Below are 13,146 nucleotides of genomic sequence, written 5' to 3'. Positions count from 1 at the left end.
AGGTGGAGGAGGGGGAGATGACGACGACGCGGGAACGCGCCACGGACGGTCCGGCCGGTGCGGCGCAGCAGCAGCGGCGGCAGGTGATGGAGGTCCGCAAGCGCAACGGCGACACCGAGCCGGTGGACGTCAACAAGATCGTCCGCGCGGTGGAGCGGTGGGTCGGCGACCTGAACGAGGTGGACCCGCTGCGGGTGGCGACCAAGACGATCAGCGGCCTGTACGACGGGGCGACCACGGCCGAGCTGGACCGACTGTCGATCCAGACGGCGGCGGAGCTGATCGGCGAGGAGCCGCAGTATTCGAAACTGGCGGCACGACTGCTGGCCGCCTATGTGGACAAGGAGGTCCGGGGGCAGCAGGTCGCGAGCTTCAGCCAGTCCATCCGGTACGCCCACGACCTCGGGCTGATCAGCGACGACACCGCCGCCTTCGTGTCCCGCAACGCCCGCAAGCTGGACGATGCGGTGGACCCCGCCGGTGACCTGCGGTTCGAGTACTTCGGGCTGCGCACGGTCGCGGACCGCTACCTGCTGCGGCACCCGCAGTCGCGGCTGGTGGTGGAGACCCCGCAGTACTGGCTGCTGCGGGTGGCCTGCGGGCTGTCGCGGACGCCGGCCGAGGCGATCGGGTTCTACCGGCTGATGTCGTCGCTGGCGTACCTGCCCAGCTCACCGACGTTGTTCAACTCCGGCACCCGGCACACCCAGATGTCGTCGTGTTTCCTGGTCGACTCGCCCCGCGACGAGCTGGACTCCATCTACCAGCGGTACCACCAGGTCGCGAAGCTGTCGAAGTTCTCCGGCGGCATCGGCATCGCCTGGTCGCGGGTGCGCGGCCGGGGCGCGCTGATCCGGGGGACGAACGGCCGGTCGAACGGCATCGTGCCGTTCCTGAAGACCCTCGACGCCGGTGTCGCCGCGGTCAACCAGGGCGGCCGGCGCAAGGGCGCGGCCTGCGTCTACCTGGAGCCCTGGCACCCCGATATCGAGGAGTTCCTGGAGCTGCGGGACAACACCGGCGAGGACGCCCGGCGTACGCACAACCTGAACCTGGCCAACTGGCTGCCGGACGAGTTCATGCGCCGGGTCGAGGCGGACGGCGACTGGTCGCTGGTCGACCCGTCCGACGCCCCGGAGTTGCCCGACCTGTACGGCGCGGAGTTCGACGCCGCCTACCGGGTAGCGGAGAAGAAGGCGGTCCGTACGGTCAAGGCCCGGGACCTGTACGGGCGGATGATGCGCACCCTGGCGCAGACCGGCAACGGGTGGATGACCTTCAAGGACCGCGCGAATGCGCTGTCCAACCAGACCGGGGAGCCCGGCAACACGATTCACCTGTCGAATCTCTGCACCGAGATCCTTGAGGTCAACAACGACGCCGAGACCGCGGTCTGCAACCTGGGCTCGGTCAACCTGGGCGCCCACGTCAGCACCGACGGGGTGGACTGGGCGAAGCTGCGGGAGACCGTTCGTACCGCGATGGTCTTCCTCGACCGCGTGATCGACATCAACTACTACCCGGCCGAGCAGGCGGCGGCCTCCAACCCGCGTTGGCGGCCGGTCGGGCTCGGGCTGATGGGGCTGCAGGACGCCTTCTTCACGCTGCGGCTGCCGTTCGACTCGGCCGAGGCGCGGGAGCTGTCCACCCGGGTGCAGGAGGAGATCTTCCTGACCGCCCTGGAGGCCTCCGCCGGGCTCGCCGAGCGGTTCGGCCCGCATCCCGCGTACGCCGAGACCCGCGCCGCCCGGGGCGAGCTGCACCCGGAGCTGTGGGGGGTCGAGCCGGCGCAGCCGAAGCGGTGGGTCGAGCTGAAGGCTCGGGTCGCGGAGCACGGTCTGCGGAACTCGCTGTTGGTGGCGATCGCCCCGACCGCGACGATCGCCTCGATCGCCGGCTGTTACGAGTGCATCGAGCCGCAGGTGTCCAACCTGTTCAAGCGCGAAACCATGTCCGGTGAGTTCCTGCAGGTCAACACGTACCTGGTCGGTGAGCTGAAGGCGCGCGGGTTGTGGACGGCCCCGATCCGGGACGAGATCAAGCGGGCGGAGGGGTCGGTGCAGGGCATCGCCGAGCTCCCCGCCGAGGTGCGGGAACTGTTCCGGACGGCGTGGGAGCTTCCGCAGCGGGCGCTGATCGACCTGGCGGCGGCCCGCGCCCCGTACATCGACCAGTCGCAGTCGCTGAACCTGTTCCTGGCCGCGCCGACGATCGGCAAGCTCTCCTCGATGTACCTGTACGCCTGGAAGTCCGGGCTGAAGACCACCTACTACCTGCGGTCCCGTCCCGCGACGCGGATCCAGCAGGCCACCGTCGCCGTCACCCCGACCCCGTCGAGCTCCGCCGGGGCCGACGCCGAGGCGCTGGCCTGCTCCCTGGAAAACCCCGAAAGCTGCGAGGCATGCCAATGACCACCGACGCCGAGACCCGTACCGCGACCGCCGAGGCCCGTACCGCCGAAGCCGTTGGCGAGCGGCAGCTGCTGCTTGACCCTGGCATGGACCTGACCCTGCGCCCGATGCGGTACCCGCACTTTTTCGACCGGTTCAAGGAGGCGATCAAGAACACCTGGACGGTGGAGGAGGTGGACCTGCACTCCGACCTCGCCGACCTGGCGAAGCTCTCCCCGGCCGAGCGGCACCTGGTGTCCCGGCTGGTCGCGTTCTTCGCCACCGGCGACACGATCGTCGCCAACAACCTGGTGCTCAACCTCTACCAGCACGTCAACTCCCCGGAGGGCCGGCTCTACCTGTCCCGGCAGCTCTTCGAGGAGGCGGTGCACGTCCAGTTTTATCTGAACCTGCTGGACACCTATGTGCCAGAGGAGAAGGAGCGGTTCGCGGCGTTCGCGGCGGTGGAGAACATCCCCTCGATCGCGCGCAAGGCCGAGTTCTGCTTCCGGTGGATCGACTCGATCTTCGAGCTGCGGGAGCTGCGGACCCGGGTGGACCGGCGGGCGTTTCTGCTCAACCTGATCTGCTTCGCCGCCTGCATCGAGGGCCTGTTCTTCTACGGCGCCTTCGCCTACGTCTACTTCCTCCGCTCCCGGGGTCTGCTCAACGGCCTCGCGTCCGGCACCAACTGGGTGTTCCGCGACGAGTCCATGCACATGGCCTTCGCCTTCGACGTGGTGGAGACCGCCCGCGCCGAGGAGCCGGACCTCTTCGACGCCGACCTGGAGCAGCAGGTCAGGGAGATGATGGCGGAGGCGGTCGACTGCGAGGTCCAGTTCGCCGCGGACCTGCTCGAGCAGGGGGTGTCCGGGCTCTCCCTGACCGACATGCGGGAATACCTCCAGCACGTCGCGGACCGGCGGCTGGTCACGCTGGGGATCACCCCGATGTACGGCAGCCAGAACCCGTTCGCCTTCATGGAGTTGCAGGACGTACAGGAGTTGTCGAACTTCTTCGAGCGGCGGGTGTCGGCGTACCAGATGGGCGTCAGCGGGAGCGTTACCTTCGACGACGACTTCTGATCCGGAGCGGGGCGCGGATGTGAGCGCCGGGGAGTGCGCTGGCCGGGAGCATCCCGGGGTCTTCTGGCACCACCTCGGCGCGGTCCGCCTGGATGTGGGCGGGTCGCGGCCGTAGCCGCTGCGGCTGCGTCCTGGTCGCGGTCTGCGGTGTGGGCTTGACCTTGACGCAGCGTCAACCTTGCACGCTGGCGTCATGTCGATAGATCTCCAGCAGGCACCGGGGCGGATCCGGAAGCCGGCGATCCAGGTACGCGGCCTACACAAGTCCTTCCAGGAGCTGCAGGTGCTACGCGGCGTCGACTTCGACGTCGCGCCGGGCAGTGTCTTCGCGCTGCTCGGCTCCAACGGGGCGGGCAAGACCACGGTGGTACGGATTCTGTCCACGCTGCTGCGCCCGGATGCCGGTGCGGCCACCGTGAACGGCTTCGACGTTGCCGCGCAGGCGGGAAAGGTGCGTGCGTCGATCAGCCTGACCGGGCAGTTCGCCGCGGTCGACGAGGTTCTCAGCGGGCGGGAGAATCTGGTGCTGGTCGCCCGGTTGCGGCGGCAGCGGGAGCCGGGCCGGGTCGCGGATGACCTGCTGGCCCGCTTCGCCCTCACCGACGCGGCGAACCGCCGGGTGGCGACGTACTCGGGTGGGATGCGTCGTCGCCTCGACCTCGCGATGAGTCTGGTCGGGAAACCACCGGTGATCTTCCTCGACGAGCCGACGACCGGGCTGGACCCGCAGGCGCGGCTGGAGGTGTGGCAGGCCGTCCGGGAACTCGCCGGCCAGGGTACGACGGTGCTGCTCACCACCCAGTATCTGGACGAGGCCGAGCAGCTCGCGGACCGGATCGCGGTCCTGCACGAGGGGCGGGTCATCGCCAACGGCACGCTCGCCGAACTCCGGCGGCTGTTCCCGCCCGCGACCGTGGAGTACGTCGAGAAGCAGCCGTCCCTGGAGGACATCTTCCTGGCCATCGTCGGCGGCGGGGACACCGCCGTGCCGACCGTGTCCACCGCACCGGTACGAGCAGCTAAGGACCCCCGATGACCGGCACCTTCCTCAGCGACACCACCGCCCTGACCCAGCGCTCCCTGCGCCACATCGGCCGCAGCCCGGACACCATCATCACGACGGCGATCACGCCGATCGCCCTCATGCTGCTCTTCGTCTACGTCTTCGGCGGTGCGGTCGAGGCCGGGTCGGATAGCTATGTGAACTACCTGCTCCCCGGCATCCTGCTCATCACCGTGGCCTCGGGCATCTCCTACACCGCATACCGGCTCTTCCTGGACATGAAGGGCGGCATCTTCGAACGGTTCCAGTCCATGCCGATCGCCCGCTCGGCCGTCCTGTGGGCGCATGTGCTGACCTCGCTGGTCGCCAACCTGATCTCGCTCGTGGTGGTGGTGCTGGTCGCCCTCGCGATGGGCTTCCGCTCCGGGGCGGGCGTGCTGGCCTGGTTGGCGGTCGCGGGGATCATGCTGCTGTTCACCCTGGCCCTGACCTGGCTCGCCGTCATACCGGGGCTGACCGCGACGTCCCTGGAGGGGGCGAGCGCCTTCTCCTATCCGCTGGTCTTCCTGCCGTTCATCAGCTCGGCGTTCGTGCCCACCGAGAGCATGCCCGGCCCGGTACGCGCCTTCGCCGAGAACCAGCCGGTCACCTCCATCATCGACACGGTCCGCAGACTGTTGGCGCAGCAGCAGGTCGGCGCCGACCTGTGGATCGCCCTCGCCTGGTGCGTCGGCCTGCTCGCCGTCGCGTACGTCGTAGCCAGGGCCGTCTACCATCGCAAGGTCAGGTGACGTTGGGGCCCGGCGGGGAGGCGGCCATGCTGACGATCGGGCGGCTGGCCTCCTACGCCGGGGTTTCCATCCGTGCGGTGCGGCACTACCACCAGGTCGGGCTCCTGCCGGAGCCGGAACGCGACGCCTCCGGCTACCGGAGCTACGGCGCCGCCGCGGTGTTGCGCCTGATCCGGATCCGGACCCTCGCCGAGGCCGGCGTCCCACTGGCCCGGGTCCGGGAGCTGCTCGACGCCGATCCCGAGACGTTCGCCGCCGCGACGATCGAGGTCGACCGGGAGCTGCGGGCGCGGATCCGCACCCTCCAGGAGCACCGGCGGCGGGTCGCGCAGCTGGGCTCCGTCGAGTCGCTGGCGGTCCCCGAGGAGGTGGCCGACTACCTGGAACGCCTCCGGGGCATCGGCGCGCCGCCGGTGCTCGTCGAGGCGGAGCGCGACGCGTGGATCCTGATGGCGGCGCGCTTCCCGGAGACGATCACGGCGATCATCGCCGACAAGGTGGCCCAACTCGCCGACCCGAAGGTCCGCCGGCTCTACCAGCTCCTCAGCCAACTCACGGTGGAGCCGGACAACGACGATCTACTGTGCGAGATCGCGGACCTGCTGAGCGACCAGTACGAGGAGGCGGCGGCGAACGGGGTGCTGGACCAGCAGGACGAGATCATTCCCGACCAGGTATTCGTCCGGTTGCTGGACTCGTACTCCTTTGCGGCCCACCCCATCGTCGCCCGGCTGGCCGAGTTGCTCGCCGAACGTGGCTGGACCGGATGGACCCGGATGGAGAAGCGCAAGCCCTGAGCCGGAGCCGAACCCGTGCACTCATGGTCACTCTGGATGATTCATCGCGACGGCTGCTGTTACATCCAAGCGGGCGAACCTTCGATACTGTGCGGGGTCGCACGAGGGGGAGGTGCTGATGCATCCGGGATTCGCGGTTGATGTGGACGCCCTGGAGAGTGTGGGGGCGCAGGTGGAGGCGACGGCGGCGATGTTGCGGGAGTCGGTGCGGGTGGCTGGTGCGGGGTTGGTGCCGTCGTCGCCGTCGGGTTCGGCTGCGGTGGTCGCGGCGCAGGGTGCGGAGAAGATGTGGCTGGCGGAGCTGCGCCGGCTGGTGGAGGAGTTGGAGGGTTTCGGTGCGGATGTGAGCGCTTCGGCGCGGGAGTATCGGGCCGCGGATGAGGTGAACGCTGATGGGTTGCGGCGCTCGGGGGTGCTACCGCGGTGAGTGGTCTGACGTTGCGGGATGTGCTCGATTTTCGACCGGATCCGTGGCATGAGTCGGCGCAGGTGTGGGGTCGGCTTGCGCAGGGGATCGACGATGCCGCTGAGCAGCTGATCCGGGGAAGCCGCGATCTTGTTCATGTGTGGCCGGACGGTCGGGCTTCGGCGGCTGCGGTGGGCAAGGGTGAGACGTTGCGGGCTGAGGTGAGTAACGCGTACAACCCGGCGAAGCGGGTCGCGGATGCGTTGGAGCAGCATGCGTACGCGATGGTGGGGTTGCGGCGGCAGGCGGAGGAAATTGTCGCTTTGGCGCGGGTGGCTGGTTATCAGGTGGACATGGTGACTGGGGTGACGGCGCCGCCGCCGTTTGGGGATATGGCTGGTGGCTTGGATCGTTCCAGTCGGGCTACCGAGTCGGTGCTTCAGTGTTTGCCGACGGTGGTGGAGTCTGCGCGGGCGCAGGATGAGGCGACTGCTAATGCCATCGCGGTTAATGTGCCGTCGCCACGGGTGGGTTTCGGGACGGGTCGGCTTGATGGGGTTTCTCGTGGGGTGTTGGAGGCGCAGGCGGGGCGGAGTCCGGCTGAGGTTCATGCGTGGTGGGAGTCGTTGACTCCGCTGCAGCAGGAGCAGGTGTTGCGGGAGTTCCCGGATCTGGTCGGGCAGCTGGACGGCATTCCGATCTCTGATCGGGATGTGGCCAACCGTACGGTGGTGGAGCGCGAACGCGGTCTGCTCCAGCAGCAGTTAAGTGAGATTGAGGCCAGAGAAGAATTTCTGTGGAAAGCTCTTCAACAGGGTCGAGTTTTAGATGTCTATCCGGAAGCCGAGGATCCGAGGGCTGTGCTGGAAGACGAGTTGAGGAGACTCGCGTCCGAGCGTGCTGAGTTGCCCGGCAAGCTGCGGGGCATCGACGCGATTACCTCCCGGTTGAACGATCCGAATCGGCCGGACGCCTACCTGATCGGGTTCTCCAGCGACGGGGACGGTCGGGCGATCGTCTCGGTCGGCAACCCGGATACTGCCGATAATGTGCTCACCTACGTGCCGGGCACTGGCGAGCAACTTTCCAGTGCCGGTGGCGGGCTGAAGCGTATGGACGCCATGGCCCAGGACGCCGCTTGGGCGGCAGGTGGTGAGAAGACCTCGGTGGTCTACTGGTATGGCTACGACGCGCCGGACTTGATTTCTGATGCTGGTGGGGAATCCTATGCCGAGGGCGGTGGTCCGGTCCTGGACAGGTTCCAGAGTGGGCTGCGGGCTACTCACGATGGGGAGGGTCCGTCGCGCAACACGGTGCTTGGTCATAGTTATGGCTCTACGGTTATCGGTCACGCTGCTCGGGACTCTGACTTCGATGCTGATGCTGTGGTGTTCGTCGGTTCGCCTGGTGTTGGTGTTGATCACGCTTCCGAATTGACTGGAGTGCGCCCCGATCAGGTCTGGGCCACCACGGCGAAGCACGACGTTATTGGTCTGGTGCCGGACTGGGGTTTCACGCATGGCAAGGATCCCAGTGAGGCCGACTTCGGGGCGCGGGTCTTCCGCAGTGACCCGGGTAGCTTCCTTGACATGGCCGGCGCCCACTCCGCCTACTGGGAAGAAAGCAATCCTGCGCGCACAAATATCGCAGAGATTGTCACCGGTCAAGCTGAATAAAAGGTGAACCGACATGGCTTATCGGCGAGTAGGTGCCGTGCTGACCGCAGCTATCTTGATCGCATTTACGACGGCTGGCTGTTTGGGAAAGGATAGCGCTATGCAACCTACCGAGACGCTTGCGCAAGCGGCTGAACGAGTTGAGGAGATTCTGCAGGAGGCGATCGCCCAGTTGCCTTCCGACGCTACGATCGATAGACGTCCGAACTTGGATGGTGTCCCGTGTGATCTTTCCACCGGGCCGGTGTTCTCGGAGCGAAGCGCTCAGGTTATTCCGCCCGTCTCCGGCACGTGGTCGGAGACTGATGTTTTGTCGATCCTTTCCGAGTTCTGGGAGCGCAAGGGCTACGCGGCATTTATAGACGAGAATTCTAGCAACCAGCACCGCTACTTCGTCCGAACCGACGATGGCTACAAGCTTTCGGTTCGTACTTATGATCGGGGTGGGCATTACGATGTCCGCCTGGGTGCTAGTTCGCCTTGCGTGTGGGAGTTCGGGACGCCTGGGCCGCAGTAGTGGCTTGACCTCAACTTAGATTGAGGTCAAGCAGTTCTTCGCTGGAATTCAGTAAGGGCTGTGCCATGCGCGAGGCGCGGATCACCGACCGGGTTGGGACCCGTCGTTAACGGCAGTAGACCCGGAAAGGCCCGGTCTCCGTAGGGGGAGCCGGGCCTTCCGTGGCGCTGGTCAGTGTCGCTTGGCGAAGTCGACGAAGGTTTGCCACACCGTCGGGTGGAACTGGAGGGTGCCGCCGTCCCGGTCCTTGGTGTCGCGCACGAGCACGACGCTGGGCAGGTTGTCGGCCACCTCGACACACGACCCGCCGTTGGTGCCGGACCGCGTTGATTTGTGCCATCGGGCACCAGTCATGTCCATGTCTGCGCCGCTTCCTTGATCAGGTCGAGGGACTGCCTACGAGGGAGAGCCTCACCCCGGACCGCCTCCCACGTTCGCTGGAGGCTAGCAAGGTCATCGGCCCCGTTCACCACCTGCGCGCGCACCTGGTGATCGAGGTGGGTCACCATCGAGCCGTCGCCCAGGGTGGCCAGGATGAAACCGCCCTGCAGTCCAGGATAGATCCCGGCTTCCTCCGGCACCACGAGGATCTGCACGTGCGGTAGCTCCGCCATCTTCACCAGGTGGGCGACCTGCTCGGCCAGCACCCCCGGCTGGCCGACCACCGGCCGACGGAGCACCATCACGTCGAGCACGGCCACCAGGGGCGCACCGGAGTCACGAGTGAGGATGGCTTGGCGTGCGAGCCGGGATTGGACTCGTTGCTCAACCTCGGCAGGTTGGAGAATGTCCGTGGTGAACATGGCGCGGGCATACGCCTCGGTCTGAAGCAGCCCGGGCACGAAGGCCGGCTCGTACCAGCGGAGTAGGGTCGCCTCCTGCTCGAACTCGATCCACTCGCGTAACCAGTCCGGGTCGGCCTTGGCGAGTTGCCGGAGCATCCGGCTGAATCGGCCGTCCTGGCCCTCTCGGAACGCGGGGTCGTGGGTCCGGTCGACCGCGATCGCGTAGTCCGGCGTGAGTGGACGCCCGCCGGTCTCGACGGCGCTCACGTGCGACGCCGAGTAGCCAATGCTGCGGCCGAAGTCCTCCTGGCTGAGGGCCAGGGTTTGGCGAAGTAAGCGAAGCTCCATCAGCACGTAGTCCATGACACTGCCCATCGCTGCCCACTTTCTGCTCGGTTTTCCGCGTGTCTCCTCACGACTGCCCAACGCTGCCCAATCAGGCCCAAGATCTGCTCGATCAGCGTGAGCAGGTATCGAAACCAGGCCGGTCCTATCGAGACTGTCACTCATGCGGACCTGTTCTTCGCCGAGCGTAGCGGGGATGGGTCCTGCCCAGGGCCCCGCCCGCGTCCGGCAAGAGCGGGTGGGGCCCTGTCCAAGGACACCAGGAGGTAGTCGTGAAGATCCGTTGGTTCAGCCGGCACCGGAGGAACAGGCCGTCGACCGGGGCGCACCGATCGAACGCCCCGTACCGCCCCGCAGCACCATCACCAACCCGGCCAGCGAATCGGCCACCAACCCGGCCAGCGAATCTGCCGGTCAACCTGCCGGCGTGGATGACTCAACCCACCCTCGCCGAGCCCCAACCCGGCCGCGTCGGCCGACTCACCCCCGCCCAACAATGGCGCGCCAACGGAGGCCGCTGGTGAACCCCCACCACCTCCCCCCACCACGACTCGGCCCCCACCCCCAACACCCACGCCACCGCACCAGAAACCAACCACCCCACACACCCCTACGACCCACCTGGACCTGCCGCGCCTGCGGCCACCCCTGGCCCTGCGCCGAAGCCCGCCTCCTCCTCACCGCCGAATACGACACCCGACAGCCGAGCCTGTCGATCTACCTCGCCGGACTCTGCTACGAAGCCATGCACGACCTCTACCACCTCAACCCCCACGACGCACCACACCCCCGCGAACTATTCGAACGCTTCGTCGCCTGGGGGCCGTTCCGGCGGTCGGCCGGAACGGCCCCGGGGTGAGGCCCGCGGTGCCGGGCCGCGAGCCCCGGTCGTCGGTCAGCCGAGCACGACCTCATGTCGGTACGCCTGCACCCGGGCGCCGTCGACGAGGACAACCTCCACCCGGCTCCCATCGTCGGCGCGCCGCTGCACGGCGTGAATCGGCTTACCGGCATGCTCGGCGATCCGGTCCTGGTCGGCGCGATCGGGCCGGAAGACCCAGTTCAGGTTTACGGGATTGTTCGACACCTGCACCCCCGGGTTGGCACGTTTGTTCGAGCGCCGAGTTTAGTCGCGCCAGCGCCCCAGGTCGGTGCGCGACACGTCGGCCGTACGGTCACCGCCAGGTCCTAGGGTGTGGGTGTGCCTGCCCGATCCTCTGCGCCGCGACGTGCCACCGGCTCGCGGAAGCAGCGAGAACCCCGTAGCCCGGTCCCCCCGCCCGAGGTCAGCCTCTGCGAGGCGACGGCGCTGGAGCCGGAGTCGACGCTGGAACGCCAGGCGCTCTACCGGGTGCGGTTGGCCGGCCAGGACGCCGCCACGGTGACCTTCCGGCAGTGCCGGTTCCGTGGGGCGGACCTCTCCGAGTGCCGGCTGGATCAGGTGGTGTTGACCGACTGCCTGGTGACGGATTCCAGCTGGGCGAATCTGCGCGCCGAGGGCGGAGAGCTGGCCCGGGTGCGGCTGGAGCAGTGCAGGATGACCGGCGTGACGGTGGCGGACGGCGTACTGCGGGATGTCACCCTGGTGGGGTGCCGCGTGGACCTGTCGGCGTGGCGGATGACGACCTTCGACGCGGTGCGGTTCGAGGACTGCAACCTTCAGGGCGCCGACTTCACCAACGCGGACCTGCGGGGTGCGACGTTTCGGAGCTGCGACCTGACCGGGGCGGTGTTCCATCACGCGTCGATGGAGGGCACCCGGTTTCGGGGCTGCACCCTGGCCGGTGTCGGCGACTTCTCCAGCTGGCGTGGCGCGGTGGTGGACCACGAGGATCTGATCAGCCTCTCGTACGGCCTCGCCCAGGCGGCCGGCATCCGGGTCGAGGGCTGACGGCGGGCCGGCCGGCAGTGCTGGCGACCCGCCGTCCCGCTGCAGATCAGTAGGCGTAGACGCCGTACGCGGCCAGGGCTTCCCCGACCGGTTGGTGGAAGCCGCGGGCGTTGTCATTGGGGCAGCCCCCGCCCTGGCTGCCGGAGTGGATGGCGAGTGCGGTGTTGCCGGCGAAGATCGGACCGCCGCTGTCACCGCCGGCGGAGCAGATGTTGGTGACGACCAGCCCGTACACCGGCCCCACCGCGTAGTTGGCCGTGGCGTTGACGGCGACCACCGCGCCACTCTGCGTGCCGGTGGTGGAGCCGGTGCGGGTGACATCCTGACCGACATAGGCATCACCGCTGGCGGTGATGTCCCGCCAACTGTTGCCGACCTTGACGTGGCCGTAATCCTGCTTCCCGTTTTGGGAGTAGACGATGCCGTAGTCGTCGCCGGGGAAGCTCTTGTGGAGCGCCGGCCCGATCAGGTTTGTCCTGCTGGAGTTCCCGTACCAGCTCTCGGTCCCGGTGATGCAGTGCCCGGCGGTGAGGAAGTAGTAGCTGTCGGGAGCGGTCTTCACATTGAAGCCCAGGCTGCAGCGATACCGGTAGTTCCAGATACCTTCGCCGCCGATGACGTCGGTGCTGAGGATTCCGGCGCGGGTTTCGATGCGGACGGTGCCGTTGGTGCGGGCGGCTGCTTCTTTCACTTGGGTGAGTTTGTCGCCGGTGATGGTGCGGTCGATGGAGAGGACGACCTGGTTGGTGGTGGGGTCGGTCCACCAGGCGGTGCCGGGGATCTTCGCTGACCGTTCGAGTTCGGCGGTGGCGGCTCGGAGTTGTGCGGCGCTGCGGGTGACGAGTTTGGGGGTGGCGCCTTCGGCGCGGACCTGGTGGGCGGTGGTTTCGTCGGTGACAGTGATGATCATGGTGCCGTTGTGGTCGGCGTAGACGCCGGCGGTGCGGTCGCCGAGGCGTTCGGCGAGGTTGGTGGCGGCTTCGGGGGAGGCGGATCCGGCGGGTGCGGCCTGGGTGGGTGCTCCCAGGAGTCCGCTGGCGACCAGTGTGCCGGCGGCGGCGACGGCACCAACCCGACGGAACGAAGGCAGGGTGGATTTCATTGAACCTCCCCTAAGGGGCAGCAGCCGTTAGCCTCACGAGCCTTGACCCATGAAGATTATTCGGCGTGAAACGATTAGTTAATGTAATTTATCAGCACGTTCGATGCTTGACAATGTCGATATTGGGAGGTAGTGGGGCCGATCTCGGCGCGGATGGGACACCCGTCCGGTAAGCATCGCGGTGGTGACTAGCACCGGGCGGCCCTGAGTGCGGAGCGCCTGGAGATCGTGACTTCCCCGGGTGTTGATCGCGTTCATTGAACGTGAATGAGGCGCCGTTTCACATTTGTTTTCAGGGCACGCGTGTTTCGTCGGTGCGGGTGCGGGTGCGGGTGCGGGTGCGAGTGCTCATGAACCT

14 protein-coding genes are annotated in these 13,146 nt (G+C 67.4%); 10 read left to right on the top strand and 4 right to left on the bottom strand.

Annotated features, from left to right (window positions below; translation table 11 throughout):
* Positions 1–17: 17 nt before the first annotated feature.
* From AC1UKG_RS17030 to AC1UKG_RS16995, 8 genes are all read left to right on the top strand, one after another.
* The gene (locus tag AC1UKG_RS17030; protein ID WP_475891200.1) at positions 18–2,411 is read left to right on the top strand and encodes a ribonucleoside-diphosphate reductase subunit alpha; all 2,394 of its coding nucleotides are present in this window, start codon (positions 18–20) and stop codon (positions 2,409–2,411) included.
* On the top strand, positions 2,408–3,475 hold the full coding sequence (locus AC1UKG_RS17025) for a ribonucleotide-diphosphate reductase subunit beta (protein WP_018814645.1): 1,068 nt from the start codon (positions 2,408–2,410) through the stop codon (positions 3,473–3,475). The genes AC1UKG_RS17030 and AC1UKG_RS17025 overlap by 4 nt, the downstream gene beginning before the upstream one ends.
* 193 nt (positions 3,476–3,668) lie before the next feature.
* Positions 3,669–4,511, top strand: coding sequence for an ABC transporter ATP-binding protein (locus AC1UKG_RS17020; protein ID WP_482642864.1), 843 nt, complete (start codon positions 3,669–3,671; stop codon positions 4,509–4,511).
* Complete coding sequence (locus AC1UKG_RS17015; RefSeq protein ID WP_029124953.1) at positions 4,508–5,269, top strand: ABC transporter permease; 762 nt, start codon at positions 4,508–4,510, stop codon at positions 5,267–5,269. The genes AC1UKG_RS17020 and AC1UKG_RS17015 overlap by 4 nt, the downstream gene beginning before the upstream one ends.
* A gap of 26 nt (positions 5,270–5,295) precedes the next feature.
* Complete coding sequence (locus AC1UKG_RS17010; protein WP_482642865.1) at positions 5,296–6,066, top strand: MerR family transcriptional regulator; 771 nt, start codon at positions 5,296–5,298, stop codon at positions 6,064–6,066.
* Between the two features lie 112 nt (positions 6,067–6,178).
* Complete coding sequence (locus AC1UKG_RS17005; protein WP_482642866.1) at positions 6,179–6,493, top strand: WXG100 family type VII secretion target; 315 nt, start codon at positions 6,179–6,181, stop codon at positions 6,491–6,493.
* A complete protein-coding gene (locus tag AC1UKG_RS17000; RefSeq protein WP_482642867.1) occupies positions 6,490–8,148 on the top strand; it encodes an alpha/beta hydrolase in 1,659 nt (552 codons plus the stop codon). The genes AC1UKG_RS17005 and AC1UKG_RS17000 overlap by 4 nt, the downstream gene beginning before the upstream one ends.
* Positions 8,149–8,161: 13 nt before the next feature.
* Positions 8,162–8,665 (top strand): hypothetical protein, encoded by a 504-nt coding sequence (locus AC1UKG_RS16995; protein WP_026325501.1) that lies wholly within the window; start codon positions 8,162–8,164, stop codon positions 8,663–8,665.
* Positions 8,666–8,836: 171 nt separating this feature from the next.
* Here the strand turns inward: AC1UKG_RS16995 and AC1UKG_RS16990 are convergent, their stop codons facing one another.
* Entirely contained in the window at positions 8,837–9,019 is a 183-nt protein-coding gene (locus AC1UKG_RS16990) for a DUF397 domain-containing protein (RefSeq protein WP_018739251.1), read from the bottom strand.
* A complete protein-coding gene (locus AC1UKG_RS16985; RefSeq protein WP_482642868.1) occupies positions 9,016–9,825 on the bottom strand; it encodes a helix-turn-helix domain-containing protein in 810 nt (269 codons plus the stop codon). Before AC1UKG_RS16985 ends, AC1UKG_RS16990 begins: the two co-directional genes overlap by 4 nt.
* Positions 9,826–10,315: 490 nt before the next feature.
* Between AC1UKG_RS16985 and AC1UKG_RS16980 the strand changes: the two genes are divergently transcribed.
* The gene (locus tag AC1UKG_RS16980; protein WP_482642869.1) at positions 10,316–10,654 is read left to right on the top strand and encodes a hypothetical protein; all 339 of its coding nucleotides are present in this window, start codon (positions 10,316–10,318) and stop codon (positions 10,652–10,654) included.
* 36 nt (positions 10,655–10,690) lie between these two features.
* On the opposite strand, the gene AC1UKG_RS16975 is transcribed toward AC1UKG_RS16980, so the two are convergent.
* Positions 10,691–10,888 (bottom strand): hypothetical protein, encoded by a 198-nt coding sequence (locus tag AC1UKG_RS16975; RefSeq protein ID WP_018724500.1) that lies wholly within the window; start codon positions 10,886–10,888, stop codon positions 10,691–10,693.
* Between the two features lie 102 nt (positions 10,889–10,990).
* Here AC1UKG_RS16975 and AC1UKG_RS16970 point away from each other — a divergent pair, with 102 nt between their 5' ends.
* Positions 10,991–11,686: a pentapeptide repeat-containing protein gene (locus tag AC1UKG_RS16970; protein WP_018745645.1), complete on the top strand. Its 696-nt coding sequence runs from the start codon at positions 10,991–10,993 to the stop codon at positions 11,684–11,686.
* A gap of 46 nt (positions 11,687–11,732) precedes the next feature.
* Here AC1UKG_RS16970 and AC1UKG_RS16965 read toward each other — a convergent pair whose 3' ends face one another.
* Positions 11,733–12,788 carry an alpha-lytic protease prodomain-containing protein gene (locus tag AC1UKG_RS16965; protein WP_018745644.1) on the bottom strand — a complete coding sequence of 352 codons (1,056 nt, stop codon included), beginning with the start codon at positions 12,786–12,788 and terminating at the stop codon, positions 11,733–11,735.
* Between the last annotated feature and the right edge of the window lie 358 nt (positions 12,789–13,146).

This window comes from Salinispora sp. CH2A1_6 (genome assembly GCF_056820975.1).
This window is presented reverse-complemented; position numbering and strand designations above follow the sequence as displayed.

Bases quoted from the DNA above. Each gene is read 5' to 3' on its own strand.
- AC1UKG_RS16990 (WP_018739251.1), bottom strand. From the start codon at position 9,019: ATGACTGGTGCCCGATGGCACAAATCAACGCGGTCCGGCACCAACGGC.
- AC1UKG_RS17015 (WP_029124953.1), top strand. From the start codon at position 4,508: ATGACCGGCACCTTCCTCAGCGACACCACCGCCCTGACCCAGCGCTCC.
- AC1UKG_RS17030 (WP_475891200.1), top strand. From the start codon at position 18: ATGACGACGACGCGGGAACGCGCCACGGACGGTCCGGCCGGTGCGGCG.
- AC1UKG_RS16995 (WP_026325501.1), top strand. From the start codon at position 8,162: ATGGCTTATCGGCGAGTAGGTGCCGTGCTGACCGCAGCTATCTTGATC.
- AC1UKG_RS17020 (WP_482642864.1), top strand. From the start codon at position 3,669: ATGTCGATAGATCTCCAGCAGGCACCGGGGCGGATCCGGAAGCCGGCG.
- AC1UKG_RS16965 (WP_018745644.1), bottom strand. From the start codon at position 12,788: ATGAAATCCACCCTGCCTTCGTTCCGTCGGGTTGGTGCCGTCGCCGCC.
- AC1UKG_RS17025 (WP_018814645.1), top strand. From the start codon at position 2,408: ATGACCACCGACGCCGAGACCCGTACCGCGACCGCCGAGGCCCGTACC.
- AC1UKG_RS16985 (WP_482642868.1), bottom strand. From the start codon at position 9,825: ATGGGCAGTGTCATGGACTACGTGCTGATGGAGCTTCGCTTACTTCGC.
- AC1UKG_RS17010 (WP_482642865.1), top strand. From the start codon at position 5,296: ATGCTGACGATCGGGCGGCTGGCCTCCTACGCCGGGGTTTCCATCCGT.